Annotated in this window: 23 protein-coding genes; 12 read left to right on the forward strand and 11 right to left on the reverse strand. The window is 56.7% G+C overall.

What is annotated here, in order from left to right; all coding sequences use genetic code 11:
* Positions 1 to 152 precede the first annotated feature (152 nt).
* The 9 genes from HGA39_07535 to HGA39_07575 all read right to left on the reverse strand — a co-directional run bounded on the left by HGA39_07535 (position 153) and on the right by HGA39_07575 (position 11212).
* A complete protein-coding gene (locus HGA39_07535; GenBank protein ID NTW29193.1) occupies positions 153 to 764 on the reverse strand; it encodes an HAD-IA family hydrolase in 612 nt (203 codons plus the stop codon).
* A 74-nt stretch (positions 765 to 838) separates the two neighbouring features.
* Positions 839 to 3460 (reverse strand): DNA gyrase subunit A, encoded by a 2622-nt coding sequence (gyrA, locus tag HGA39_07540; protein NTW29194.1) that lies wholly within the window; start codon positions 3458 to 3460, stop codon positions 839 to 841.
* The gene (locus HGA39_07545; GenBank protein ID NTW29195.1) at positions 3461 to 3712 is read right to left on the reverse strand and encodes a hypothetical protein; all 252 of its coding nucleotides are present in this window, start codon (positions 3710 to 3712) and stop codon (positions 3461 to 3463) included.
* 243 nt (positions 3713 to 3955) lie between these two features.
* Positions 3956 to 5866 carry a DNA topoisomerase (ATP-hydrolyzing) subunit B gene (gene gyrB, locus HGA39_07550; protein ID NTW29196.1) on the reverse strand — a complete coding sequence of 637 codons (1911 nt, stop codon included), beginning with the start codon at positions 5864 to 5866 and terminating at the stop codon, positions 3956 to 3958.
* A 119-nt stretch (positions 5867 to 5985) separates the two neighbouring features.
* The gene (locus tag HGA39_07555; GenBank protein NTW29197.1) at positions 5986 to 6534 is read right to left on the reverse strand and encodes a DUF721 domain-containing protein; all 549 of its coding nucleotides are present in this window, start codon (positions 6532 to 6534) and stop codon (positions 5986 to 5988) included.
* Complete coding sequence (gene recF, locus HGA39_07560) at positions 6531 to 7619, reverse strand: DNA replication/repair protein RecF (protein NTW29198.1); 1089 nt, start codon at positions 7617 to 7619, stop codon at positions 6531 to 6533. The genes HGA39_07555 and recF overlap by 4 nt, the downstream gene beginning before the upstream one ends.
* Before the next feature lie 6 nt (positions 7620 to 7625).
* Positions 7626 to 8723 (reverse strand): DNA polymerase III subunit beta, encoded by a 1098-nt coding sequence (gene dnaN / locus HGA39_07565; GenBank protein NTW29199.1) that lies wholly within the window; start codon positions 8721 to 8723, stop codon positions 7626 to 7628.
* 230 nt (positions 8724 to 8953) lie between these two features.
* The gene (gene dnaA, locus HGA39_07570) at positions 8954 to 10336 is read right to left on the reverse strand and encodes a chromosomal replication initiator protein DnaA (GenBank protein NTW29200.1); all 1383 of its coding nucleotides are present in this window, start codon (positions 10334 to 10336) and stop codon (positions 8954 to 8956) included.
* Positions 10337 to 10360: 24 nt separating this feature from the next.
* A complete protein-coding gene (locus HGA39_07575) occupies positions 10361 to 11212 on the reverse strand; it encodes a histidine kinase (GenBank protein NTW29201.1) in 852 nt (283 codons plus the stop codon).
* A gap of 775 nt (positions 11213 to 11987) precedes the next feature.
* Here HGA39_07575 and rpmH point away from each other — a divergent pair.
* From rpmH to HGA39_07630, 11 genes are all read left to right on the forward strand, one after another.
* Positions 11988 to 12122 carry a 50S ribosomal protein L34 gene (rpmH, locus tag HGA39_07580; GenBank protein ID NTW29202.1) on the forward strand — a complete coding sequence of 45 codons (135 nt, stop codon included), beginning with the start codon at positions 11988 to 11990 and terminating at the stop codon, positions 12120 to 12122.
* Between the two features lie 27 nt (positions 12123 to 12149).
* On the forward strand, positions 12150 to 12482 hold the full coding sequence (gene rnpA / locus HGA39_07585) for a ribonuclease P protein component (protein ID NTW29203.1): 333 nt from the start codon (positions 12150 to 12152) through the stop codon (positions 12480 to 12482).
* Positions 12483 to 12499: 17 nt separating this feature from the next.
* On the forward strand, positions 12500 to 12721 hold the full coding sequence (yidD, locus tag HGA39_07590) for a membrane protein insertion efficiency factor YidD (protein NTW29204.1): 222 nt from the start codon (positions 12500 to 12502) through the stop codon (positions 12719 to 12721).
* A gap of 115 nt (positions 12722 to 12836) precedes the next feature.
* Positions 12837 to 13565, forward strand: coding sequence for a YidC/Oxa1 family membrane protein insertase (locus tag HGA39_07595; GenBank protein ID NTW29205.1), 729 nt, complete (start codon positions 12837 to 12839; stop codon positions 13563 to 13565).
* A 38-nt stretch (positions 13566 to 13603) separates the two neighbouring features.
* Positions 13604 to 14350 (forward strand): KH domain-containing protein, encoded by a 747-nt coding sequence (locus tag HGA39_07600; protein ID NTW29206.1) that lies wholly within the window; start codon positions 13604 to 13606, stop codon positions 14348 to 14350.
* A gap of 725 nt (positions 14351 to 15075) precedes the next feature.
* Entirely contained in the window at positions 15076 to 15795 is a 720-nt protein-coding gene (gene rsmG / locus HGA39_07605; protein NTW29207.1) for a 16S rRNA (guanine(527)-N(7))-methyltransferase RsmG, read from the forward strand.
* A 71-nt stretch (positions 15796 to 15866) separates the two neighbouring features.
* On the forward strand, positions 15867 to 16664 hold the full coding sequence (locus HGA39_07610) for a ParA family protein (GenBank protein ID NTW29208.1): 798 nt from the start codon (positions 15867 to 15869) through the stop codon (positions 16662 to 16664).
* The gene (locus tag HGA39_07615; GenBank protein NTW29209.1) at positions 16651 to 17538 is read left to right on the forward strand and encodes a ParB/RepB/Spo0J family partition protein; all 888 of its coding nucleotides are present in this window, start codon (positions 16651 to 16653) and stop codon (positions 17536 to 17538) included. The genes HGA39_07610 and HGA39_07615 overlap by 14 nt, the downstream gene beginning before the upstream one ends.
* Before the next feature lie 8 nt (positions 17539 to 17546).
* Positions 17547 to 17828 carry a YtxH domain-containing protein gene (locus HGA39_07620; GenBank protein NTW29210.1) on the forward strand — a complete coding sequence of 94 codons (282 nt, stop codon included), beginning with the start codon at positions 17547 to 17549 and terminating at the stop codon, positions 17826 to 17828.
* A gap of 9 nt (positions 17829 to 17837) precedes the next feature.
* Positions 17838 to 20696: a hypothetical protein gene (locus tag HGA39_07625; protein NTW29211.1), complete on the forward strand. Its 2859-nt coding sequence runs from the start codon at positions 17838 to 17840 to the stop codon at positions 20694 to 20696.
* Complete coding sequence (locus HGA39_07630; protein ID NTW29212.1) at positions 20657 to 24100, forward strand: UvrD-helicase domain-containing protein; 3444 nt, start codon at positions 20657 to 20659, stop codon at positions 24098 to 24100. The genes HGA39_07625 and HGA39_07630 overlap by 40 nt, the downstream gene beginning before the upstream one ends.
* On the opposite strand, the gene rlmN is transcribed toward HGA39_07630, so the two are convergent.
* Both rlmN and HGA39_07640 read right to left on the reverse strand, forming a co-directional pair.
* Positions 24094 to 25155: a 23S rRNA (adenine(2503)-C(2))-methyltransferase RlmN gene (rlmN, locus tag HGA39_07635; GenBank protein ID NTW29213.1), complete on the reverse strand. Its 1062-nt coding sequence runs from the start codon at positions 25153 to 25155 to the stop codon at positions 24094 to 24096. The genes HGA39_07630 and rlmN overlap by 7 nt on opposite strands.
* 3 nt (positions 25156 to 25158) lie before the next feature.
* The gene (locus HGA39_07640) at positions 25159 to 25668 is read right to left on the reverse strand and encodes a rubrerythrin (protein ID NTW29214.1); all 510 of its coding nucleotides are present in this window, start codon (positions 25666 to 25668) and stop codon (positions 25159 to 25161) included.
* A 147-nt stretch (positions 25669 to 25815) separates the two neighbouring features.
* Here HGA39_07640 and HGA39_07645 point away from each other — a divergent pair, with 147 nt between their 5' ends.
* The gene (locus HGA39_07645; protein ID NTW29215.1) at positions 25816 to 26421 is read left to right on the forward strand and encodes a hypothetical protein; all 606 of its coding nucleotides are present in this window, start codon (positions 25816 to 25818) and stop codon (positions 26419 to 26421) included.
* The last annotated feature ends 13 nt before the right edge of the window (positions 26422 to 26434 follow it).

Below are 26434 nucleotides of genomic sequence, written 5' to 3' on the forward strand. Positions count from 1 at the left end.
AGAGACGAGGGTCCCGGCTGTGGTGGAGCGCACGATCAGCCAGGTGGCGACGCCTGCGAGTACGAGGACGACGGCAAGGGCGATGATGGTCTTGGATCTCTTCGACACGGTATGAGATACCTCCTCGGCACGTGATGACGTGCTCCAAGTTGTTACCCGAGAACGCGGTACTTCTTCCCGTTTCCCCCGAGAAGATCGGCAAGATCGCCGATAGCTTGAATAGCATAGTCCGGTTCGGGCTCCAACACACGTTCAGGGAAAGGTCCCCAGAGGGCCGCAACCGTAAGCATACCCGCAGCTTTGCCTGCCGACATGTCGTGAGGGCTGTCCCCCACATAGACGCAGCACCGCGGGTCAACGCCGAGGCGCATTGCCGCCAGCAGAACCGGCTCCGCCCCGGGCTTGTGAGTACTGGTGTCCTCGAACCCCACCACCGTCTCAAAGAAGTGTCCCAGCGCGAAATGGTCGATCCCGCGCCATGCGCCCGGCACACTCTTCGAAGTCACCACGCCCAGCCGATATCCCGCAGCCCGCAGCGCCTCAAGAGCGTCTTCGGTGCCTGGGAACTCGCGAATGAGCTCGTCGTGCACGGTAGCGTTGTGCTCGCGGTAGATGGCTGCCAGCTCCTCCGAACGACCCGGCGCGTACTCCTCCATCTGCTGCCCAAGCGGTATCCCGACGTTGTGCTTCAGCATGTGATCCGGTAATGCCTCGCCCAGAACCACGGCTGTCGCGTACCGGGCTGAGGCCAGAATAAGATCCATCGTGTCAACGAGTGTGCCGTCGAGGTCGAAGAAGACCGCCTCGACGGCAGCCACCCGCTGCAAGATTTCCGCGTCTATTCGTCCGCCTCCGTGGCTTCCGCGTCCTCGGCGTCCTCGAACTCCTCGGCAGCCAGCTCTTCGGCTTCCATCTCGAGGTCGTCCATCGGCTCCTCGTCGACGACATCCTCTTTCTCTGTGTCCAGAAGCGAGCCTTGGCCCTCGGCTACGGGGCGTACCTTCGGCTTCTTGGCGGTACCGCCGCTAACGCGCGCTATGGCCGAGACTCTGTCCGACTCAGAGACGTTCATGACCTTGACGCCCTGCGTCGACCTGCCCAGCTTGCTGATGTCGTCGGCCTTGACGCGGATTACCACGCCTTCCTCAGAGATGAGCATCAATTCGTGCTGCGGCGAGACGATCTTCATGCCGGCGAGCTTGCCCTTCTTGGAAGTCACCTGGATCGTCTTGACTCCCTGGCCTCCGCGATGGTGCTCGGGATACTCGTCGACGGGAGTGCGCTTCCCGTATCCGTGCTCCGTCACCACAAAGAGCTCGGCTCCCGCCGGCGCGATCTCCATACCCAGCATGGCTTCGCCGTCGGCGATCGCCATCCCTTTGACGCCTGTTGTGTCGCGGCCCATCGCCCTAGCTTCGGCCTCGTTCCACTTGATCGCCTTACCGGCCGAGGAGACCATGATGACCTTCTCGCCGGTCTTAACGCGACGCACCGAGATGAGCTCGTCGTCGTCGCGCAGGTTGATTGCGATCATGCCGTCACGACGCGAGCGGTCGTAGGCTCCGATCGCGGTCTTCTTCACCATGCCGTGTTTGGTTGCGAACATCAGGTGCTCGTCACCCGCGAACGACTTCGTGTTGATGACGGCCGCGATCTTCTCCTTCTGCTCGAACGGCAGCAGGTTGACCACTGCGGTACCGCGCGCATGCCGAGACCCGACCGGCAGCTCGTGGACCTTCATGCGGTAGACCTTGCCCTTGGTCGAGAAGATGAGCACGTAGTCGTGAGTGCTGGCGATGAAAAGGTGCTCAACGAAGTCGTTGTCCTTCAGATTGACACCCTGAAGTCCCTTGCCGCCGCGCTTCTGTTGGCGATACGTGCCCACGGGAAGGCGCTTGATGTAGCCGGTCTTCGTGATCGTGACGACCATGTCTTCCTCGGCGATGAGATCTTCGACGTCGAGGTCCTTGGCCGCGCTGGTGATGACGGTGCGGCGCTTGTCGGCAAACTTCTGGCGAAGCTCAGTGAGCTCGTCCTTGATGATCTGCATGACCAGTTTGATGTCGCCGAGCACGCGCAAGTACCAGTCGATCTTGCCGAGAAGCTCGGTGAGCTCGTCCTCGATCTTGTGGCGCTCAAGGCCGGTGAGGCGGCGCAGGCGCATCTCGAGGATCGCGTCGGTCTGAATCTCGGAGAGACCAAACCTCTCGATCAGGCGGGCTTTTGCCTCGGCATCATCGTTGCTCGAGCGGATGATCGAAATGACCTCGTCGATGTTGTCGAGCGCGATGATGAGGCCCTGCAAGATGTGGGCGCGTTCCTCGGCCTTGCGCAGCTCGTAGCGCGTCCGCCTGATGATGACGTCCTTCTGGTGCTCTATATAGTAGAAAAGCATTTCCTTGAGCGTGAGTGTCCGAGGGACACCATCGACCAGGGAGAGCATGATCACGCCGAAGCCCTGTTGAAGCTGTGTGTGCTTGTAAAGCTTGTTCAGCACGACCTGAGGGATGCAGTCGCGCTTGAGCTCGATGACCACACGCATTCCCTTGCGGTCCGACTCGTCGCGCAGGTCGCTGATCTCGGTCAGCTTCTTCTCGCGGACCAACTCGGCGATCTTCGAGACCATCTTGCTCTTGTTCACCTGGTAGGGGATCTCGGTGATGATGATGCGGGTGCGTCCCGTCGAGGTCTGCTCGATGTGCGCTTTGCCGCGGATGGACAGCGAGCCGCGACCTGTCTCGTACGCCGAGCGGATCCCCTCGCGGCCCATGATGACGCCGGCAGTCGGAAAGTCCGGGCCCGGCAACACCGTCATCAACTCGTCGAGCGTGGCCTCCGGGTTGTCGATCAGCATCAGCGCCGCATCGATCGTCTCACCCAGATTGTGCGGCGGAATGTTGGTGGCCATGCCGACCGCAATACCCGCCGAGCCGTTCACCAGCAGGTTAGGAAACCGGCTCGGCAGAACGAGCGGTTCTGTCAGCGACTCGTCGTAGTTGGGGCCGAAATCGACCGTCTCCTTGTCGAGATCGCGCAGCAGCTCCATCGCAAGCCTGTGGAGCCGCGACTCCGTGTATCGCATGGCTGCCGCGGAGTCGCCGTCGACGGAACCAAAGTTGCCGTGGCCATCAACAAGCGGCGCCCTCATCGCGAACGGCTGAGCCATGCGAACCATCGTGTCGTATACCGCGGAGTCTCCGTGAGGATGGTATTTACCGATGACTTCACCGACGGTCCACGCGGACTTCTTGTATGCACGCGTCGGCGTGAGCCCAGACTCATTCATCGCATACAGAATGCGGCGGTGTACCGGCTTCAACCCGTCACGCACGTCAGGAAGCGCGCGCGAGACGATAACGCTCATGGAATACTCCAGGAAGGACTTCCGTAGCTCCGTCTGGATTTCGATCGGCAGCGTTGTGGTTCCGCTTGTGTCGATCGTTCCGTCTTCGTCTGCCACTTAGAGCACCCCTCGCTGTCGTAGAGTTCTATGACCTATCTTGACTCCGGCGCCGAGAAACCCGAGACCGGTCAGAAGCAGCACGAGCGCTGTGATCGTGCCCATGATGCCGCCTCCGGATTTAGCGATTGCCGCAGTCCCCCATATGGAGCAAAGCAGCCCTACCACTACAATAACGCCCGCCGCGGCAAGGTTCATTTTCCAGAGGCTCTTGTTCTCTGAAGGCTCTTGAGCCTTCAGTTGTGCCAGCATTTCTTCAACCTGCCGATCTTCAACACCCACGCCGGTTGTGGTACCCGTTCCTTCAGCCTGAGCTCTCTCTTCTGAAGGAGATCCCTCCTCGGCCGCTTGCTCTACTTCTTTCTCAGTGTTAGCGGAGGAGGCTTCCTTCTCCCAGGGTGGAGGCTCAAACCGCCGCGTTTCTCGGCGTTCAACCGGCTTGAACCTGAACTCACCCTCCACCAAGATCGCTCCCGATCTTCTCTGCTGCGCACACTAAATGTCGAGGAACCTGACATCTTTGGCGTGCCTTTGAATAAACTCCTTACGTGGTTCGACCAGAGAACCCATAAGATCTGTGAACGCCTTCTCGGCTGCGAGCCCGTCGTCCATCGTGACCTGCAGAAGCGTTCTACTCGACGGGTCCATCGTGGTTTCCCACAACTGCTGGGGGTTCATCTCGCCGAGACCTTTGTATCGCTGGATTGAGGTCTTGGTGCCTTCTGGAAGCTTTGCGAGCACTTGCTGCATTTGGGCATCGTTGTAGGCATATTCATGCTTCTTACCAAAGCTGACCTTGTACAGCGGAGGTTGAGCAATATATATGTAGCCCTGATCTATCATCTGCGGCATGAAGCGGTAGAAGAACGTGAGGATCAGGCACCTGATATGTGCCCCGTCTACATCGGCGTCGGTCATGATGATCGCCTTGTGATACCTCGCCGAAGTGATATCAAACTCTTCGCCGATGTTCGTCCCGATCGCCGTGATCATTGCTTGGATTTCTTCCGATGACAGCGCCCGGCTCAAGCCAGCCCTCTCGACGTTCAGAATCTTGCCTCTCAGCGGTAGAATCGCCTGGAACGACCGATCGCGAGCCTGCTTTGCCGAGCCGCCGGCCGAGTCCCCCTCGACGAAATAGATCTCTGCGAAAGCGGCGTCTTTGATTGAGCAGTCCGCAAGCTTTCCGGGGAGAGTTGAGGACTCGAGAAGACCTTTGCGACGAGTCAGTTCACGTGCTTTTCGCGCAGCGGCGCGCGCTTTGGCTGCCTGAGTTGATTTTGTCACGATCTGCCGAGCAGGTCCCGGATGTTCTTCGAGGTACTCGGCCAGTCCTTGCGTGACGACGGATTGTACAAGCCCACGCATTTCGGTATTGCCGAGTTTAGTCTTGGTTTGACCCTCGAATTGCGGATCCCGAAGTTTCACTGAGATGATCGCGGCCAGGCCTTCCCGGATGTCTTCTCCTGAGAGATTGTCGTCCTTCTCTTTCAGGATGCCCTGGCGCCGAGCGTACTCATTGATGGTTCGTGTGAGAGCGTTCTTGAACCCATCGAGGTGAGTTCCGCCCTCATGGGTGTTGATGTTATTGGCAAACGCCAGCACTGAGTCCGAGTAGCCGGTGTTCCACTGCAGAGATACCTCAACCTGGCCCTCGGGGCTTTCGGCCTCAAAATAGATCGGGCGCGCATGAAGCGTCTCCTTGTTCTCATTGAGGTACTTCACGAAGTCGACAATGCCACCCGCATAGCGGAACTCCTCTCGCCTCGGTTCAAGCTCGCGCTCGTCTGTGAGGGAGATCTTGAGGTTCTTGTTGAGAAACGCGGTTTCTCTGAACCTGGTCGCAAGGGTGTCATAGTCGTAGACGGTGGTTTCGAAGATCTTTGAGTCAGCCCAGAAGGTGATCGTGGTCCCAGTGATCTTCGTCTTGGCTCCCTGCTTGAGCGCTTCCATGGGTTTGCCGTGGTCATAACTCTGTGTCCAGATGAACCCGTCGCGCTTCACTTCAACATCAAGACGTGAAGATAGAGCGTTGACCACCGAGACGCCGACTCCATGGAGTCCACCTGAGACTTTGTATCCTTCGCCGCCGAACTTGCCACCAGCGTGAAGAATCGTGAGAACGACCTCGAGCGCCGGCTTTTTGAGTTTTGGGTGCTTGTCTACCGGAATTCCTCGGCCGTTGTCTACGACACTGATCGCGTTGTCGACGTGTATCACCACATCGATGGTCGTGCAGTACCCGGCCAGAGCTTCGTCGACTGAGTTATCGACAACTTCATAGACTAGATGGTGAAGGCCTTTCGGACCTGTGGATCCGATGTACATCCCGGGACGTTTGCGAACGGCTTCGAGACCTTCCAACACCTGGATATCTTTACCTGAATATGTAGGATCAACAGACACAAATGGCTCCTTTGTCGGCCATATACGTCAAATCTGCGCCAATAAGGGCAGACGACATCTAGTGGTTGCCTTTCGGATTGTACCACAACCTCTAGTGGTGAAAGGCTAATAGAGGCGCCTTAGACGCCTTCTGAGGGCTTCTGAGGGCAGTTCTGTACCCGTATACCCTTTTTCCACTCAAGATCTTTTACCGCGGCCCTTATCGCCGCCTCTCGGAGTCCGTTGTCAAGTATCATTGAGGTGGATGAGATGACATCCTCCATCTCTTTATCTGAGAGAGAAACCGAGACAGTTTGGTCTGGGGCGTAGAACTCCTCGAGTTCAAATTCTTCCTTAGTGATCCGGCGTGCTAGCGCAACGCTCTTTGAGACACTGAAGCGCACTTCTCTTACGAGTTCCTGAGCAAGATCTGAATTTACACCGCATCTGTATCCTTCAGCCATAGATGAGAGTTCATTGGCCCAGACCGGACTGTCGACGTAGACAATCAGAGTTCCTTCACGTAAATGGGCACCCGTTGTGTGGCTTGACACCATCGGCCCGGCCACCCTCTCCCATGAAGCCATCACTCGTGCCGACGAATATGCCCCGCCGCTCTTCCGGTCGAGTTTATGGACCAAACTGTCTAGCGCAGAGGATAGTCTCGTCTGCTTACCTGTCCTTTTCACGGGAGGCTGATCACTTCCGCCCTTTGTATCAGGCTTTCATCAAAATAGCCCAAGTTTGTGGTTGTAATGAACGTCTGTACTTCCTTAATTGATTCAGTCAGGGCGTACCTACGTTGCTCATCGAGTTCAGACATAACGTCGTCAAGAAGAAGAATAGGTGGTTGTGAGGTAATTTCTTTAATTGCCATCACTTCAGCAAGTTTCCAGGACAAAGCAATGGTTCTCTGTTGACCTTGTGATGCAAAAACACGAGCGTCTCGCCCGTTTAATGTGAAAATAATCTCATCGCGATGAGGCCCAACAAGACTCATACCTCGTGACTTTTCCTCAGAAACCCTTCTTGATATTTCATTTCTTATTTGCTCTTCCTGATCTATCTTTGAACTGTTTTCGATATCTTTTAGCCATGCTCTCTGATAGAAGGCCTGCAAATCTTCTCCTACAGTGAGAGAAGTGTAGATTTCTGTCATATGGGCGACTATCCGATCAAACAGCCGTTTTCGATGACCGGAAAAGGCTGCCCCTTTTTCAATTAGTTGGTTTGTCCAAACTGCTAGTACTTCTGCTTGAGTCGACGGATCTCGTAGTAAGAGATTCCTTTGTCTGACAATTCGCTCATATTCAACTCTTCTAGCGCGATAGGTTATTGAAAGTTGATCTCCAACCCCATCCAGTGTTTCTCTGCGTTTATCCGCAGAATCTTTGACCATCTTTAGGTCGTCCGGCGTGAAAACTACACATGGAATGATGCCAGCCACATCTATAGTTCGGCGACGCTTCTTTCCATTTATGTAGTACTCCTTCCTTCTTGATTCCCTGACCTCCATTCGGATATCTAGTGACCGCCCCCCACCCTCAGCCTTCATCTCGGCAAGAGCATAGGTTTCTCCCCACCGAATAAGCTCATTTCCTTGAGGCTTTCTGAATGATTCGGCAGCGGTAAGTAACTGAAGGGATTCAATGATATTGGTCTTACCTGCCGCGTTTGGCCCCGTGAGTAGAGTTATATCTGTCCCGGGAACTATCTGAAACTCCGAATAGCTCCGAAAATTCTTCAGGAGAAGATGTCTTAAAACGAGAGACATTACTGTCTAGTTCAAACGCACAGGCATCAGAAGATAGAGAAAACCTTCATCTCCTACAGTCTTGATAATACCTGGCTTTAGCGGGCTCTGAAGCTCTATACGAAGATTCTGTGTTCCTGCCGAGTTAAGCCCATCAATAAGAAACGTATGATTGAAAGCGATATCTATATCATTACCTTCTATTTTCACCATAATATCTTCAGATGCATCACCTATATCTTGACTTGCTGATGATAGTGATAGTGTCTGATCTTCACTGTTTATTGTGAACTTTATAGGTGTATTATGTAGAGCCATTAGTGATACTCTTCTTACAGCAGATATTATTTCTTCGCTTGAAACAACTATTGCTGTGTTTGATTCTTTAGGAATTAGTTGCCTATAATTTATGAAGTTTCCTTCCACAACTCTTGTGATGAATGTTGTGTTTGAGAAGTCAAATACTATTTGATTCTCAGAAACACCGATTTTGATATCTTCTGAAGAGGTGACCATGCGGGTCACTTCTTCTAGAGCTTTTCCGGGCACTACAACTTGAATATCTCCTGCCGGCTGTACTAGAGACATCTCACTGACAGCTAACCTATAAGAGTCTGTCGCCACCATCCGAACAGTGGAGCCTTCAACCACAAAAAGTATTCCCGTAAGAACAGCTCTTGTCTCATCTCTACTTACAGCTCTTGATACTTGTCTCACCATGAGTGAGAGAATAGATGAAGGAAGAATGATGCTTTTTTCCACAGGAACAGCGGGAAACTTAGGAAAATCGGCCGAATTTAGAGTTCTCACAGTGAATGAAGAGTGTTGACAGCGTACTAAGGCTACCTCCCCTTCAGTTTCGATGGTTACTGCAGCTTCAGGAAGATTTCTGACTATATCCATCAGAAGTTTGCCAGGAAGAACGACTTTTCCTTCCTTTTCGATCAAGGCCGGAGAGGATCGGCGAACTGATACTTCGAGATCGGTCGATTGTAGTGTTATCTCTTCGCCATGAGTGGTTATGAGAATTCCTGAGAGAATAGGCAGGGTGGATCGGGCAGACATCCCCTTACTTACGACCGAGAGAGTTTCAAGGAGTTCGCTTCGGGCGACTGTAAACTTCACTATTAATCCCTTCTTTAAATATCTAGTAGTAACAGTAATAAGTGCTGTGGATATGTGTATAAAGGTAGTTAGTGCTGGTCAGAAAGGGCGTTCCCATCTCTTGAGTCTTGTGGAACAAAAAAGAACATAGTGTCCTATTTCAAACAGAGTCTCTTTATCCACTGATCATAATCTCTTTTCCACCAGCTATCCCGGGCTTTATCCCCAGAAGGCTTCCAAGGAAACCCTCCTCAACTCTTATGTTTGATCGAGTTTGTAAGCTGTTGTACCTGGTTGTAGGCATCTCTTTGTTCACTCATAAGCTTCTGTATTTTAGCTGTTGCATGCATGACGGTAGTGTGATCGCGTCCACCAAACTCGTCCCCAATCTTTGGTAAAGAAAGATCAGTCAGCTCCCTAGAGAGATACATAGCCATCTGTCGTGGATATACGATCGACTGGGATCTCTTACTACCAATTAGGTCGGTTGAAGACACACTGAAGAAACGACAAACCTCACGCTGAATAGTAGTCACAGATATTGGCCGAACGGAACGCTCGGGGAAAACATCTTTAAGCACGTCTTTAACCATCACTAAATCGACAATAGGTCGTTTAGAGAGATCACGGAAGGCGCCGATGCGGATCATAGCTCCCTCCATCTCTCGAATATTTGGCGAAGCAATCTCTGCAATATAGGCAAGGACGTCCTGCTGGACAGGAATATGTTGAGACTCCGCATATTGTCTGAGAATGGCAAGACGCGTCTCAAAGTTCGGAGGCTGAATATCAGCCGGTAGGCCCATAGCGAAGCGGCTCTGATAACGCTCCTCCATATTAATGTCTTTTGGGGGACGATCAGATGCGAGAATAATCGCCTTCCCTCGGCGCTGTAATTCATTGAAGGTATTGAAGAACTGCTCCTGCATCCCCTCCTTCTTTTCGAGGAATTGGATGTCATCAATAAGGAGAACATCTGTAGTTCGATATTTCTGCCGAAATCCGTCAATCCTCTTAGCTCTCAAGGAGTCAACATAGTCATTAGTAAATTGCTCTGAAGTGACGTAGAGGACCTTCTTATGAGGGAAGTTCTGTGTCACATAATTCCCAATAGCTTGAAGGAGATGGGTTTTTCCTAGTCCCGGGCCTCCCCAAATAAACAAAGGATTGTATTTGAGCCCCGGCTGTTCAGCGACTGCAAGAGCTGCATTCCGAGCAAAACTATTGGATTCCCCAACCACAAACGAATCAAAGGTGTACTTAGCATCAAAATCAGGAGTGGTCCTCGAGGGGTGAGCTACGTATGGTGGCTCTGGCTCGAAGTCATCATCCTTCGCAGTCTCCTCTTCTAGTTGTCGTTCCAGAGTGGAAGCAGTCTTATCAACAATAAAGCGGACAGTCATATCCATACCGATTACCTGATGAAGTGCCGCTCCAAGACGCTGGGAATAGCGCTCTTCAAGCCAGGTCCGAGCAAAGTCGTTTTGCACACCGACAATGAAGTACCCATCGTCAGTCAGTTCGATCGGAGTCGTGTGTTCAAACCATGTCTTAAAGCTTGGCGTGTTGAGCTCTTCTCGCACAATCTCCAGCACTTCAGTCCAGATCGCAGAAATATTAGTAGTAGTCGACATATGTGGGTCTTTTCTATTGGAGTTCTATCGGCCGGTCAGTTCATCTATATAAGAGAGTCCTTGGGTGGTTAACGCTCGCTTACCCCCATCCGAAGAGATCAAACCAATCTCTTCAAGGAAAGCGAGATCGCGGTAGGCAGTGGATATCCCCACACGCAGCTCTTTAGCCACCAAGCTCGGACCGGCCAAACCGGATTCCAAGACGAGGGCGAGCACGTTCTTCTGACGTGTGGAAAGCCTGGGATTTACGTTTAGTCCCACGAGTTGAGACTGGCAGGGTTCGTCCGCAGGAGTCCCATTGGTATCTTCGTGCGAGAAGACCTGTTTATCGGTGGAAGAAACTTGAGGAGCCGCGGTTCGAATAGTCACCACTGATCCGGATCCGAGATTATCTTCAATAATCAAAGAGCCGCCAGAGAAACTTAAATAGTCCGAGACAATCGGTAGGCCGGATCCGACGCCCCTAATGTACTGTTTCATCGCGCCTCGTGCGGTCGTAAATCCAGGTAGAACAGCCCTTTGTTTGTCTGAGATGCCTGGACCCTGATCAGCGAAACGCACAGTCCTTCCCGAATCCAGAATTGAAACCACAGGCTCCGCAAAATTCGCGTGAATGAAGTTCTCGGTTACTTCACGTATGACTGTATAAGGAATCGTGCTGCCCTGTTCGCGGGCTAGTTCATAGACGCGCGAAGCCAGGGCTTCAATGTACTCATTAACGGAAGTCGGACAGATTTCCTCAACCCTCGGAGCTGCTCCAGCGGCGTCATACACAGCGATCAAGGCCCGTCCGTGAACACAGGAGATAGAAGATGAGTCGCGCATCTCTTCAGTAATAATGGGAGGTTCTGTTTGTTGCGTATAAAACGGTTTCATATCCCCCCACTTTCCAAGATCGATCAATCATCCACATTTCTTTCCACAAGCACATGGGCGCTTCAAGAGCCTCATCAAGCGCCTGTTTTCTCATAATGAGTGGGTCTTTCCACCACCAACCCACCACGCTGACCGCTTCCGACAAGGTCTTTTCTCGTTTGTCCACACGACTTTCCACATATGGGGATAACTTTGAACGAACCATTGCGAAGAATCGCGATATAGCTGCTCAAAAGAGGCGTTTACGGTCAGTGATTCTTGGGGGTCTGTGGAAAGTGCATTAGTGAATCAAAGATGCAGACAATGAAAGGATCAAGCCGCTGGAACATTCGCTGCGAAAAAGATGACCTAGAACAAGCGTCCTAAGCAAACGGCCAGTATTCCAGATAAACGGTCGAAATATGATGCCAGAAGGGGCAATTTCAAGGGAAGTAAGCTGTCTCTGGTGCGTATGTAGAACGTCGCTGATAATAACAAAGGCGTTAGGGCGCAACAACGAGCGGGTCATGGTTTTCCACAGCTTCCACAAGCTTGTATCCTGCGTTTTCCACAGTATCCACAGATGCGAGAGCTATTCCCTGTACACGAAACAGGACCAGATATTCGGCAGTTTACGGACGACTGAATCAGGGAACCCCCAACCGGCCATCGCGGCCTAATGAGAATAGGAAATATGTGCCTTCACGAAGGGATCAACCCTAGTTGACACCGACATGGAGGCATACGTATAATCGTCCGACTTTGCTCCAGAATAGGAGCGAACCAAGGAGGAACCATGAAGAGAACTTACCAGCCCAACAATCGGAAGCGTGCCAAGAGCCATGGCTTCCGTGCACGTATGGCAACTGCGGCCGGACGTCTGGTTCTTGCCGCGCGCAGGCGCAAGGGACGCAAAGACCTCTGCGTCTAGGATGTCGTCCATTCGGGAGGCGATGAGATGAACATCATCAAGTCCTCGCGAGAGATAGAAATGGTCTTTCGGGCCGCAAGAAGAGGAGCCCACCCAATACTGGTAGCTCTCGTCATCAATACACCCAAAGGACGCGGCCCACAGGGCCGCGTTGCGTTTGTTGCCGGCAAGAAACTTGGTGGTGCGGTACAGCGAAACAGAGCCAAGCGAGTCGTAAGAGAGGCAACTCGTCGAGTTGGAGGTCCTTGGGCTGGCTTTGACGTCGTCTTGATTTCGAGAGAGAAGACGGGGGACTCATCTCCTCGGGCACTCGACTCCGCGCTCAAGGTCGTTCTCGGTAAGACCGGGGTTATCACGTGAAATCTGTCGGGATAAGGATTCTTTCCCTCCCCCGCTTGGGATTGATTCTCCTTATTAGAATCTATCAGAAGTTCATCTCTCCAGCGTTTCCCCCGTCGTGTAGATTCAGCCCGACGTGTTCCACATATGCGCTAACATCTATTGAGCGTTATGGTGTGTTCAAAGGCGGGTGGCTTGCGCTAAGACGGATCGGGCGCTGTCATCCATGGAATCCTGGCGGTTATGACCCTGTTCCATAGAGCAGGCCGTAGACAAAGATAGGGAGGCTCCCTTTCCGTGAACCTCTGGACGGGTTTTCAGCAGTGGATCTTCGAAGCGCTGAAGTGGATTCAGCTGCTTGTAGGTGACTGGGGGTTGGCTATTCTGCTGCTCACAGTTGCAATTCGAGTGTTACTGCTTCCTCTTACCGCAAAACAGACGAAGTCGATGCTCGAGCTTCAGCGTATTCAACCCAAAATCAAAGAACTGCAGGAGAAGTACAAGAACGACAAAGAGAAGCTGCAAGAAGAGACGCTTACATTCTACAAAGAGAACAAGGTCAATCCGTTCGGGGGATGTCTTCCGGTTCTTCTCCAGTCCCCCATTCTATTCGCCCTGTATGGAGTTCTCGCAGGAGGAACCGGGGGCACTAAGCCCGGATTGATGATCCAATATTTCCAAGATACGAATCAAGTCGGACACTTCTACTCCATTTTGCCAGATCTTTCCATTACCCCCCAAGCCGCCTGGGGATCAGGCTTCTTGGGCGCGATCCCCTACGTTCTTGCCGTCATAATATTCGGAGTCAGCATATGGCTGCCCCAGGCATTGATGCCGGGAGACAAGCAACAGAAGTCCCTTGGCGCCGTTATGGCGGTGGTTATGCTCGCCTTTGGCTGGAGCACCCCTGCCGGCGTTCTTCTGTACTGGGACATCTCAAGCATCTGGGGTATCGCTCAGCAGCAACTGATCATGGTGATGGCCAAGAAACGGGCTGCGGCCGAAGATGCAGTGGTTGCGGCAAAGAAGGCTGAAGAGGCCGAGGAGAGAAGAGCCACTTTGGCCGCCAAGAAAGCATCCAACAAAAAGACGCGAAAGCAGTAAGTTCGCGCTGCCAAGAGCTATTTGAATGGAGAGAGGCCATGCGGCAGGAGTGTATCAAGGAGGCGTCCAGCGTTGCCGAAGCTTTGGACGCTGCGCTCGAGGAATTGGGAGTACAACAAGACACTGTTGAGTATGAGGTACTGAAAGAGCCGAGCAGGGGGGTGCTCCAGGAAGATAAGGCAGCTCAAGTTCGAGTCTGGATTCGTGCGTCCTATTTGCAGGCCATTGAGGCGGAAAGAGAGAAGGCGAACGATCCAGAGAGCGTCGATGAAAAGGTTCCGGTTGAGCTGCATGCGGTTCAAGAGGAGGAACTGAGCGACGAGGAGCTCGATCTCGTTGCCGATACTGCTGTGGAAACACTGCGAACGACCTTAGGTTACTTCGGCATCACGGAATGCACTATTGAAGAGTACGAAGGGGATGAAAGGGAAATCATCCTTGATGTTGTCGGCGGTGGAGATCTGTCGATGTTGATTGGCCGACATGGGCGGACACTGGATGCGCTTCAGGTTCTCGTTTCGGCAATCACAAATCGTAAGTTGGGGTTCAGGTACCCGGTTGTTATGGATGTCGAAGGTTATCGGCATCGTAGGCGCCAGAAGGTCGAAGAGACGGCGCGTCATGCTGCAGAGCGTGCTGCAAAGCAGCGGCGTCCAGTAAAACTGCGTCCGATGACTCCATACGAAAGGCGTATCGTTCATGTTGTGCTAAGAAACGACCAGCGGGTTCGGACCGAAAGTGAGGGCGTTGAGCCGTTCCGTCTCGTAGTCGTAAGACCTCGTTAGGGGCATAACGCCAAGATTCAAGGGGAGCGCCTAGGCGCTCCCCTTTTTGGTTGCGTGGCTCAGACAATTCTACGCGACAGGCGGTTACTTAAGACTTAGGGTCGATAACTGGTCGCTGTGCTGATTTGTACTTAGGGATCGGGTGAGTCTTCAGCTCATGCGTAGCCAGGTAGAACCTGTGGGCGCACTTCCCGTGAGTTGTTCTGTTTGTCTCCTATCTGGCGTGATGTTTGAGCAGAGGCGAGTCAGAGCCATTTCCGTCGTTCTAGCTTCCCTCGGCGAGAACCGCAAGACAATCCTGAAGCGCGGACCCTGGGCAATGGGGTCAGCTCGACCGAGAACAAGCATCCGCTGTATTCAACTACCATCTGACGATGATATTCCCTCCGTTCTCATTACCGGGGCTCGCGCGTTCTGGAAGTCGTCAGCGGGCACCAAAAGGGGCGCGATCCTGCGTGGCTTCAGGGACGTTCGTACTTCGGGCGGCTAGAGACCCCTTAGCGTGCTTCGTTTGCGGAAATGCTCTAGCAGTGGCCAATGCGCAGGTGCTAGGTTTTTCTTGTCGCCGCCAAAGACCTACGGGTCAAGGGTTTCTGTCAGCTTGTCCAGGAATTGGACGTGGAGAGTGGTTGCGGCACGATCTGGACGTTTCACGTGAAACATCAACGCGTGAGGTTCACTGGATGGTACAATCGCCCGAACAAGTTCGGAGGTGGATGTTTCACGTGAAACAAATCGACAGACGAGCAATTGCCGAAGCCTTGGCAAGAATTGGCCTTTCAACAACGGGGGACAAGACGCTATTGCTTGCGCAGCACCTCGCACTCGTGCTCGAAGCGAACGAGAGGCTCAATCTAACGCGCATCACAACTGAGGAGGAAGCTCTCCGACTTCACATCGTCGACTCCTTGGTGCCCATGCCTGAGCTAACAGACGCGCCCGCGGGAATGATCGTGGACGTCGGCACGGGAGCGGGATACCCGGGAATTCCGCTTGCTATCATTTCTGGCAGGCAGTCAGTCTTGTTGGACTCAGTCAAGAAGAAAGCTGCGGCTGTACAGGGCATGGTCGACAGGCTGAGCCTGTCTGAGGCAGTGCAAGTAGTTGCTGAACGAGCGGAAGAGCACGCCTTCAAGAATTCAGGCGTGTACGCAGTTGTAGTCGCGCGCGCGGTCAGCTCCTTACCTGCACTTGTGGAACTAGCCTCGCCGTTGCTCTCTGCGGGAGGACACCTGATTGCGCTGAAGGGCGCTCTTCTAGAGGAGGAGATCGCCCGAGGGCAGCTGGCCGGGAATCTCGTCGGAATGGCAGAGAAGTCAAGGCGCACGATAGCGCTTCCCGGTGGAGGGGAAGTTCGCACGGTCATAGTGTTCGAGAAGTCTACAGAAGCCAAGATCGCCCTTCCTCGGCGGTCCGGTCTAGCGCAGCGTGCTCCCCTCGCATAAATGCTCACGACTATCACGCGAACACTCGCTGGGCTATAATCCGCATCGATGCACATCGGAGGGCAGGAGGGGTGGATTTGGATCCTCTAAGGGAGCCCCGTTCGGGTTCCGCAAGGGTCTTGGCCGTCGTCAACCAGAAGGGCGGCGTCGGAAAGAGTACAACCGCGGTGAATCTCTCGGCCGCCCTGGGGGCTTCGGGACACAAGACTCTCCTTGTTGACCTTGATCCGCAAGGGAATGCGACTTCGGGATTCGGACTGAACAAGAATCAGCGAGATCTGTGCATTTACGACGCATTGTTGGGCGACGTGGACATCGCGAGCATCATCGAGCCGGTTGAAGTCGAACATGTGTTCGTGATTCCTGCAACAATTCAGTTGGCAGGTGCCGAGATCGAACTGGTGTCTGCCATGAGCCGCGAGAACAAGCTCAAGGCCATACTGCGTTCGGTAAGGGACGAGTTTGAGTTTGTGATAATTGACTGCCCTCCGTCACTCGGACTTCTGACCATCAACGCACTTACCGCGGCCGATGGTCTCCTCATTCCAATTCAGTGTGAGTACTACGCGCTCGAAGGTCTGTCAAAGCTTCTCGACAGCGTTCGCCTGGTCAAGACCCACCTGAACCCTGACCTAGAGGTGTTTGGTGTTCTCATGACCATGTATGACCCTCGGACCCGGCTTGCCCAGCAGGTCGTCGAAGAAGTCAGGGACTTCTTTGAAGACAAGGTGTTCCGAACTCTCATCCCTCGTTCGGTTCGTCTTTCGGAAGCGCCAAGCTTTGGGAAGCCGGTAACCCTGTACGATCCAAACGGCAAAGGTGCGGTGGCCTACACAGAGCTTGCAAAGGAAGTGGTTGAACGTGTCTAAGCGAGGGTTGGGTCGTGGTCTCTCGGCGCTGATTCCTAGTGCTTCGCAAGAATCGCCGACAAACGGCGAAATACATGAGCTTCCGATCGCAATGATCTCCCCAAATCCGGGACAGCCGCGTACTGACATTGCTGATGAGGGTATTTCCGAGCTGGCGGACTCGATCGGCAAAGTGGGATTGCTGCAGCCAATCATCGTACGGCCCTTTGGGGAGGGCTACCAGATTATTGCCGGGGAGAGAAGGTGGCGCGCTGCTCGGCAGCTGGGCCTCGAAGTGGTTCCCGTGCGGGTTCTCTCGAAGAATGAGACCGAGTCTTTAGAGATTGCGCTCATTGAGAATCTTCAGAGGCAGGACTTGAATGCCATTGAAGAGGCGCGGGGCTACAAGAAGCTTCTGAGCGAGTACCGTATGACACAGGCCGAGTTGGCTGATCGCGTTTCAAAGTCTCGCTCGGCAATTACCAACGCGCTGAGGCTGCTCGACCTGCCCGAGGAAGTCCAAGAACTTGTCTACGAGTGCAAGATGTCGGCGGGTCATGCGCGCGCGGTACTGTCGGTTCCTGATGAGGAGACCAGACTCAAGCTTTCCCACAGGATCATCTTCGACGGTCTGTCAGTGCGTGAAGCCGAGAATCTTGCTCGGCTGTTTGCGGCAGGCCAAGTCGATCGGCAACCACGACCTGTGGCTCCCAAATCCTTTAAACTCGTCGCCCGTACGTTGCGTCGTCAACTGGGAACAAATGTCAGAGTCAAGCTGACCAAAGACAAAGGGAAGATAGAGATCGATTTCCAAGGGGAAGATGATCTCAGCCGAATAGTAGCCATCCTGACTGCGGGTGAACCCGTCAGCGTATCCGGGAGCGCGGAAGAGTGAAACAGAAACTGGAATATCTTGCCATTGGGCTTGTTATTGGAGCAGCCGCGGGTTACGTCGCAGGGCTCCTGTTTGCACCCAGTAGCGGGAATAAGACCCGCCAGAAGCTCGCCGTTGAGGCGCGTCGCGCTGCAGAGGTGGCGCGCTCAGTGGCGGACAAGGCAGAATCGGCCGCAGAGGTTCTCGGCGGGCGAGTCGACCACTACTTGGGGCGCGAAGAGGAAGTGGCGTGGCGCAAGGTCCGCGAGATCCGCGAAGGCGTTCAGCGCTACACGCAGACCCAGGCCTAGCGCGGGAGCATGTCGCCGCTCAAGTGCGTTACCGGTCGCGCGAACGCCGGCAAGACCGGGGTGGCGTACTCCTACGTTCGGGAGGCCCTTCGTGAAGGAAGGGCTCCTATTCTGCTGCTGCCCGCTGATCCGGATGTGGAGCGCGCCGCAAGGGAGATATCGAAGGATTTTCCGCTCGGGGTAAGGATAGTGACCTTTGAGCAGCACATCCGACAGGCGTGGGAGGAGTTCGGGGACGGTCGCAGGATCGCGAATTCGGCGCACCGGGAGATGCTGCTTCGGCAGGTTGCCGATCAGATCCCCGAGATCACGTCGGGAATGGTTAGGCTCGCGGGGCGATGCGTGGACAAACTCGCCGGGCAAACGGGGTTCGCTTGGCGACAGGCGCAGCCGGCTCAAGACGAAACGTCGTCATCACTACTCCTTGAGACACTGATCGAGGCGTACGCTCGCCAACTCGAAAGTCATAGCATGATCGAGCAATCTGAGGCCGCCCATGTGTTGGCGCGCAGAGAAGATCAAGCTGCCGGCCCGATCGTCGCGCATCGATTCACGGACCTTACCGCCTCCCAAGAAGCGTACCTTGTCGGCCGCGCCCTTCGCGGGGCGGATGTGGTCGTGACGCTGACTTGGGAAGAAGGCTTCGCTGCGACCCAAGCGCTGGATGGTCTCGTTGACAGATTGGTCGAGGCGGGCGCGACTCTCGAGAAGGTTGAAGAGAGTGACGAGTTTGGCTCGGCGACGGAGCTTGTTGCGGTGAGTGCGAACCTGTTCGGCTCTTCGGCGCGTATCAAGAGCACGGGGGCGGTGCGTTTGTCGACGGCCCAAGGCCCGCGTGCGGAGGCACAGCGCATAGCAGAGGAAGTTGGCCGGGTGCTCGCGGATGACGAGCTTCAGCCCGAGCAGATCGCCGTGGTATTCCGGGATCCCGCGCGGCACTACTCGCAACTCAAGCAGGCGTTCGCAGATGCCGGGGTGGCCGCCGACTTCGACGTGCGCATGCCGTTGAGAACTGGGGCTTATGGCCATGCGCTTGTCAGCCTGCTTTCGTTCGCCGTTTCGCGGGAGCGAGAGCGCTTGCTGGCGTTTCTGAAGTCGGGGTATTCCGGGCTTGATTTCGATCTAGCTGCCAGCTTGGAGACACGCTGGAGGAAGACTGGCGAGAGCGATGCTCGGCGGCTGGTGCGAGACATCGGCCGAGTGTCGCCGGACACTCAACGCATCGCTGAGGCGGCGATTGTGTGCGCCGGGAAAGCTGTGGACGGCACAAGTGTGGCCTCTTGGAGAGATCTGTTCCTCGGGGTGTTCCGGCTTGCGGGGACTCGGAGCGGGCTCGTCCTGGCATCCGATTCCGAACGCGACGCCCGGACGTTTGCGACAGCGCTGCGAACGCTCGGTGACCTATGCGACGCTCAGCCGATTTCCCTGAAGGCGGGGGAGATGCTAGCCATTATTGAACGGCTGGAGCTGCCTGTAGGAGAGGTTGAGCGACCGGGGCGCGTACAAGTCGTGAGCGTGGCGAGGGTAAGGTCGAGGCGATTTGAGGCAGTGATTCTCGGCGGGCTGGAGGCGGGGGAGTTCCCGGCGCGCTTCGCGGAAGACATGTTGCCCGGCGGCGCGGTCGCTCACGCGCTGGAAATCTTCGGCGGTGCTGGTGGGGACGAACGGTCCGGATCGATGTATGACCGGCTGTTCTTCTACCAGACGGTGACCCGAGCCAGGCGTCGGCTGGTCCTCAGCTCCTGCACGACTGATTCGGACGGCGAGCCGGTGCAGACCTCATCGCTTCTCGAGGAGTTGCTCGATCTCTACCGAACGGCGGATGGCATCACTACATTGGAGTGTACACATCGGGCCCTCGCCGAAATGCCTGATCACGGGCGAGAGGCGACCGGCGAGCGCGAGACCCTGCGAACTCAAGCATTCCTCGGAGAGTGGCAGGCTCCGCGGGTCGCAGCCGCCGTGGGCCGCGCACACGGCACAGAAGAGTGCATCGAACTACCGGAATCTGCCGCGGTGCTCGCTGCGAGGGATGTGTTCTCGGCAAGCGAGATCGAAGCCTACATGGCGTGCCCATACCGATGGTTTCGCGAGCGAGTGCTGAGGCCCGATCAAGTGGACCGGCAATTTGGCGCCGCCGAGCAGGGCGAGTTTGCGCATGCCGTGCTGGCGACGTTCTACCGACTCCTGCCGGAGGCGACAGGTGCGAAGAGAGTCACGCCATCGACCCTGCGCAGAGCCGAGGATGTCATATCCGAAGCGTATCGTCGGGTTGAGCAACTGAGTCCCCCTGTCGCAAGTCTGCAGGAGCGGCTGGAGCGCCAAGAGACTCTGAGATGGATCCGACGCATTGTGGAGGAAGATGCTCAGATCTTGTCGGGCTTTGAGCCCACGTATGTTGAGTGGGAGTTCCTAGAAAAGCCGATTGATGTTGGAGGCTTTCTACTGAGAGGCCGGATAGACCGGATCGATGTTGACGGGGAGAGGAGAGCAATCGTCACCGACTACAAGCGTTCGGGCGGCTCCACAGCCGCAGATATCCTAAACAAGGGGAAGGTGCAGTTGCCACTCTACCTGCATGCCGTATCGGCCGGACTCGGACTGGATGTGGTCGGCGGGCTGTTTCGCGGCCTGAGGTCTCCAGGAACCAGGGGACTTCTGGTGGCCGGAGCCGTGGATGACTTAGGGATCACGAAGACGGACGTCTTGACGCCCGAAGACTTCACGGCGCTGCTCGAGAGAGCGCTGATGCTCGCTCGTGAAGCGGTCGCCGGGATTCGGGCTGCACGGATTCCCTGTGAGCCCAGATCACCGAAAGCCTGCACGGGATGCGCGGTTGCCGACTGCACCTTCGCGGGGCGGTCCTAGTGGCGGCCGACCTCACGCCTGCCCAACGTGGCGCCGTTGAGGCCATCAGCGGGGACTTGGCGATCAGCGCGGGGGCGGGATCAGGCAAGACGACCGTGTTGGCGCGCAGATTCGCACAAGGGCTCAGCCCCAAAGGAGGAGCTGACTGGTCTCCATCCGCCATCGATCAGATCCTGACCATCACGTTCACAACGAAAGCGGCTGGCGAAATCGCCGAGCGCGTCAGGCGGGTGGTCAACGAGGAAATCTCGCCTGAGGTCGGAAGGCGGATGGATGATGCGTGGATATCGACCATCCACACGCTTTGCAGCAGGCTGGTGCGTCGGCACGCCTTAGAGTGCCGTGTGGACCCCGATTTCTCTCAGGCCGACGAACTCGAGTCGGCATTGATGACGGCCGAGGCATTCGAGTCTGTCGCGGCACGCTTGTACTCCGCCGACCAGGATGTCGCGGGGGTCTTCCGCGAGTACTCATTCGAAGAGGTTCGTGCCGGAGTGCTCGCGCTGCATGACAACATCAGGGCGATGGGGCTCGATCCCTGCGACGTTGTGGCGCCGACGGGCGAAGAGGTGCTCGGCGAGGCGGTGGCCAGCGTGATCGGATGTGCGCAGACGCTCGCGCAACTGTCGGCCGAGTGTGGCTCGGCGGCTGCGGCAAGAAACGGGGCATGTGCTGCGGACTATGCCGATTCACTGTGGGGATGTGCTCGGGGTGACGACGCCGACTGTGGTCGGCTCGAGGAGATTGTAGCCGCGTTCCAAACGAAGAAGGTGGGGGACGATCGTGCGAAGGAAGCCGCAGGCCACCTTCGTTTGGCGAACGCAGAGCTGAGTCTCATCTTACTGGGAATCAGGGAGCGAGGCCTCCTTCTGGGATTTGAGAAGCTGGTGCGGGAGTTCGCCGCTTCATATGTGGCCGTAAAGGGGGATCGAGGATTCCTCGATTTTGATGACCTGCAAGAACGTGCCGCGCAGTTGTTCGAGAGCCATCCTCGGATTGCGGAGCGGTACCGCAAGCACTTCCGAATGATCATGGTCGACGAGTTTCAGGACACGAACGACCTGCAGATGCGCGTTCTCGGCCACCTGCGCAATGACAACTTCTGCGTGGTGGGCGACGAACGTCAGTCGATCTATGGCTTTCGTTATGCGGATGTGGGCATTTTTGAGCGGGTCAGGAGGCTGACCGACAACAAAGCGGAACTCAGGGACAACTTCCGATCTCATCCCGACGTGCTCGCTTTTGTGAACGGGGCCTTCTCGGAAACCGAGTTGTTCGGAAGCTCGTTCATGAAGCTGAGCGCGGGGCGTAAGGCTGAGGAGCCGGATTCGGCGCTCGCCGGCGGGACGCGGGTCCGCTGCATTCTGATCGATACGTCCGTGTGCGAGAAGATCGAGGTGGGTCGCAAGAGTGAAGCCGAGAGCATCGCCGCGGAGGTGGAGCGACTTGTCTCGGCGGGAACGAGGGCCCAAGATATCGCGGTCCTGCTTCGGAATGCGACCAGCGCATCGCTGTATGCCTCTGCGATTGAGGCTCGGGGACTGCCGGTCTGGGTCAGCGCCGGGCAGGGGTTCTTCGACACGCGAGAGGTTGAAGAAGCCCTCGCGCTGCTGAGAGTCATCGCGCTGCCGTTCGACGACGATGCGCTCGTGTCGGTTCTCGCGGGTCGCCTGGTCGGCGCATCAGACGACGCGCTCCTGGCACTGAGGACTACTGCAGGCTCGCGTGGCAGGCTCTACGACGCGCTGAAGGCGCAGGCATCGGCAGGTGAGCCTGACGGGTGGCTGTCGGAGGAGGATTCCGCCGCGCTGGCTCACGCGTATCGCGCGATCGAGGTTCTGCGGAACGCCCAAACCGGCATGCGGCTCGGCGAGTTCGTCACGTATGCCTGCGAAGCGTTCGACTACGATATCGCGCTGTTCTCGGCGGGGGCCGAAGGCGTCCGGGCTTGGGCGAACATCCAGAAACTCGCACGCTTTGCCGAGGCGTTTGAGGCTGCGGAGTCATCCGACGTCGGAGCGTTTGTGGAGAGCATGCGCTTGCGGAGCCGTGAGGCCTCGCGCGAGAGCACGGCGGCTATCGAGACTGGAACCCAGTCCGTGCGGATTATGACAATCCACAGCTCGAAAGGTCTTGAGTTCCCGGTCGTATTCGTCGCTGACCTCGGTACCCAAACGGTCCGTGCGGCGAAAACATTTCTGGTGGGCGCACGTGAGATCGGGGGAGTCCGACGGCCCGTGGTGGGCGTGAAGCTTCCGGATGGGACGGGCAAGACGAAAGGAACGCTTGAGCACTTTCGGCTTGCCGAGGAGCTGCGCGAGCGTGAGATCGAGGAGCAGAAGCGCTGCCTCTATGTCGCGTGCACAAGGGCGCGTGAGATGCTTGTGCTCTCCGGAGCCTCAAACCTCCTGAAGGAGCCCAGCGGGGACCACCTGATCGACTGGGTGCGCATGGCACTCGGGGATACGACCGAGAGCGGCATGGTAACAGTAGGCTCGGTCGAGGTTGCTGTTGATGTGGTCACCCCGCCCGCCGCCGAGATGCAGCCGACGGTTGACCTGCAGGCTGAACCAGAGTCACGACTTCGAGTTCAGCAGGCGCAGGCGCGGGTGCCTCATGCGCCAATCGATCTTGCCCGCGGCCGGCAGGACGAACCGGTCCGTCGGAGAAGGACGGTCTCATATACGGCGCTGCATCAGTTCGAGACGTGTCCCTACTCCGTCTACGTGCAGTCGATCCTTGGGCTCAAGGAGCCGGCGGGACTCTCCGGCCCATCTGCGGCTCGATTTGGCTCGGCGGTCCACGGGGTGCTGCAGACAGCAAACGCGTCAGGGCCAGGAGCCGAGTCGCTCGACGCCGCAATCAGGCGCTACGAACTCGATGGAGTAGAAGCGGAGCGGTTGGTGGCGGCCATCGCCGCGTTTCTCGGCAGCCCGGTGGCTGAGAGGGCGTATGCGGGGGAGCGCGTGGATCGCGAGCAACCGCTGCGTGTGTGCCTCGGCGAGGCAGATCTGGTGGGCAGCGTTGATCTGATCTCATGGCGGGGGAGCAGTGCGTTTGTCGTGGACTACAAGACGGGCAAGGCGCCCGACGGGGCCCCAGAAAGACGTGCGGGATACAGGCTCCAAGCGTCGTGCTATGCCTTGGCGGCGTTGCGGGCTGGGGCAACCGACGTCGAGGTCGTCTTCACCTTTGTTGAGCATGAAGCCCAGACGCTCTCCTTCTACTTCGATTCACGGGATGCAGAAGAGATCGAGAGGGACCTCAAGGAGCGGATTGCTGCTCTCGCTGAGGGAGAATATCCGCACAGGGATTCGTTCTCGGCCGAGGCGTGCCATGGGTGCTTCGCGCTGGGCGGGCTGTGCCCAGTCGACGACCCACGCCCAAAGGATGGACGCTACTGAGCGACGGGTCCGTCAGCCTTGTCTCGCTGACGTAGCTGGCCGCAGGCGGCATCGATGTCGGTACCGCGCTCGGTGCGCACGGAAGCCGCGATCCCGGCAGCCTCTAAGCCGCGCATGAAAGCATCGATACGCCCGGTGCTTGAGCGCACGAAGCCGCTTTCGGTGACGGGGTTCACGGGGATGACGTTCACATGAATAAGCAGCCCGCTGCAGAAGGCGATGAGTGAGCCGAGCTCGGCGTCGGTGTCGTTGACGCAGTCGATGAGCGCGAACTCGAGGGACGGGCGTCGGCCGCTGGTGGCCGCGTAGGCCGCAAGCGCCTCATGCAGGGAAACGAGCGTCACCCCGCGGACTCCCGGCATCAGCCGGTCGCGCGTCGCTTGGACCGCTGAGTGGAGAGAAACCGCCAGCGTGAACTGCTCCGGCTCATGTGCGAAGCGATCGATGCCGTTGATGAGGCCGCACGTCGAGACGGTGAGGTGGCGGGCACCGATGTTGAGCGTCTGCGGCGCGTTCATGAACCGCAGGGCTCCCAATACGGCATCGTAGTTCGCAAACGGTTCGCCTTGGCCCATGGCCACCGCATTGGTCACTCGGCGACCGAAGTCCTGGGCTACGACGCGCACCTGATCGACCATCTCGCCACAGCCGAGGCTTCGGGTAAGTCCACCGGCTCCCGTTGCACAGAAGGTACATCCCATCGCACAGCCGGCCTGGGTTGAGAAGCAGACGGTGAGCCGGTCGCCTGCCGGCAGCCCGACGGTCTCTACGGTGGCTCCGTCGCCAAGATCGACCAGATACTTGCGCGTGCCGTCGGCCGACACTTGGTGCTGGACGATCTTGGCGCACGGGAGCGTCAGCCGACCCGAGAGTTTCTCCCTCAGGCCGGCTGACAAATCCGTCATCTCGGCAAACGAACTCACTCCTCGGCCATACAACCAGCGTTCGATCTGACCAGCTCTGAAGTGCGGTTCGCCCAGATCAGCGAGCAGCGCCTGCAGACCGGGGCGGTCGAAGTCTTTGATACTGCCGATAGAGCCGGTGTCGAGCGTCATCCGCTACTTGCCGAGTTCTTCGAGCGCCGCCACGTATCCGGCCTTGTGCTCTCCTTCGTAGCGCCCTACCGCGCGGAAGTACGACGCGATATCCAGATAGCCTTCTGCCTCGGCAATCTCGGCGAACTCGGGGTACATCTCAAGTGTCTCGTAACCTTCGCCTTCTGCGGCGGCCTTGAGGTTGTCAGCGGTGGTGCCGAATCCGCCCATATAGGCGAGGTGGCCCAGTGCGTGGGCGGTCTCCTCCTTCATCGCCCGGTTGAAGGCTGCAACCGCAGAGGCGGGTGCTCCCTCAAGCTCGGCGATACGGCTCCACAGCTTGTAGCGGCGGTTGGCCTGAGACTCGCCGGCAAACGCGGCTTTCAGGTTCTCAAGCGTCTTCGTGCCGGTCAGGTCGCCGGGTCCCGCATACTCCTTGAATGCGCTCTGCGGGGCTCCGCAGACAGGGCACTTCTCGGGGGCCGGACCGACGTGGAAGTAGCCACATCCGGCGCACCGATATGTCTGAACCATGGGGTCTCCTTTCGACTAATTGCTGCTCACCACTCTACGGCATGTCAGTGACATGTGAACGTGTTGGTACCCGTTTGCTGCACGATGTAGCGGATGCGTGCGATGATGCCCCCAGAGATTTCGCAGCGAGGAGTTTTCGGAGGGGCTATGACGGACGTCGCGGAGGAAACAGAACCTGTGGGGGAGATCGCTACCGAAGAGCCTGTTGCGGTCGAGACGACCGTCCCTGAGACGGTGGCGCCCGAAGTCGCGCCCGAAGAAGTCGCGCCCGAGGCCGAGGTCGAAGTCGTGCCTGAAGTCGAGGTCCCGGCGGAGATCTCTTCACTGGTTGAGGCGCTCGAAACCGACGCGCAACCCGGAGCCGGAGCTGCTTGGGCGGGGTTTGAGTCCGACTCGGCCGATCCGGTTCGGCGCAGTGTCCCGACGTGGCCGTTCCTCGTCTACCTCCTTGTGTGGCTGGTGTTGGCCGGCGTCGCGGTCTGGCAGTTCGTACAGGTGCCGCTTGGCGAGGCGGTCTACAATTCCTCTCTCTACCCGATTTCTCTCATCATAGGGACGGCAATGGTCGCATCAGGACCCGTGCTCATGCTGTTTGTCTGGGTTGTCTCGGCGGCTTGGGGCCGGGCGGGCAACTGGGGCAGCAAGTTACTTTCGTCGCTCATCAAAGGCGCCGCAGCCACATTTGTTGGGGCTGTCCTTTGGTATCTCGCGCTCGTCCTTGTCGACGTGATACGTTTGGGAAGACCGTTCTAGCAAGGTCGAAAGG

The organism is Coriobacteriia bacterium, assembly GCA_013336165.1.
In the GTDB taxonomy this organism is placed as follows: domain Bacteria; phylum Actinomycetota; class Coriobacteriia; order Anaerosomatales; family JAAXUF01; genus JAAXUF01.

Excerpts from the sequence above, each read along its gene's own strand:
- HGA39_07600 (NTW29206.1), top strand. The coding sequence starts at position 13,604 with ATGCGGCAGGAGTGTATCAAGGAGGCGTCCAGCGTTGCCGAAGCTTTG.
- rpmH (NTW29202.1), top strand. The coding sequence starts at position 11,988 with ATGAAGAGAACTTACCAGCCCAACAATCGGAAGCGTGCCAAGAGCCAT.
- HGA39_07625 (NTW29211.1), top strand. The coding sequence starts at position 17,838 with ATGTCGCCGCTCAAGTGCGTTACCGGTCGCGCGAACGCCGGCAAGACC.
- HGA39_07640 (NTW29214.1), bottom strand. The coding sequence starts at position 25,668 with ATGGTTCAGACATATCGGTGCGCCGGATGTGGCTACTTCCACGTCGGT.
- rnpA (NTW29203.1), top strand. The coding sequence starts at position 12,150 with ATGAACATCATCAAGTCCTCGCGAGAGATAGAAATGGTCTTTCGGGCC.
- HGA39_07545 (NTW29195.1), bottom strand. The coding sequence starts at position 3,712 with ATGCTGGCACAACTGAAGGCTCAAGAGCCTTCAGAGAACAAGAGCCTC.
- HGA39_07630 (NTW29212.1), top strand. The coding sequence starts at position 20,657 with ATGCGCGGTTGCCGACTGCACCTTCGCGGGGCGGTCCTAGTGGCGGCC.
- rlmN (NTW29213.1), bottom strand. The coding sequence starts at position 25,155 with ATGACGCTCGACACCGGCTCTATCGGCAGTATCAAAGACTTCGACCGC.
- HGA39_07575 (NTW29201.1), bottom strand. The coding sequence starts at position 11,212 with ATGAAACCGTTTTATACGCAACAAACAGAACCTCCCATTATTACTGAA.
- HGA39_07535 (NTW29193.1), bottom strand. The coding sequence starts at position 764 with ATGGATCTTATTCTGGCCTCAGCCCGGTACGCGACAGCCGTGGTTCTG.
- recF (NTW29198.1), bottom strand. The coding sequence starts at position 7,619 with ATGTCTCTCGTTTTAAGACATCTTCTCCTGAAGAATTTTCGGAGCTAT.
- dnaA (NTW29200.1), bottom strand. The coding sequence starts at position 10,336 with ATGTCGACTACTACTAATATTTCTGCGATCTGGACTGAAGTGCTGGAG.
- HGA39_07645 (NTW29215.1), top strand. The coding sequence starts at position 25,816 with ATGACGGACGTCGCGGAGGAAACAGAACCTGTGGGGGAGATCGCTACC.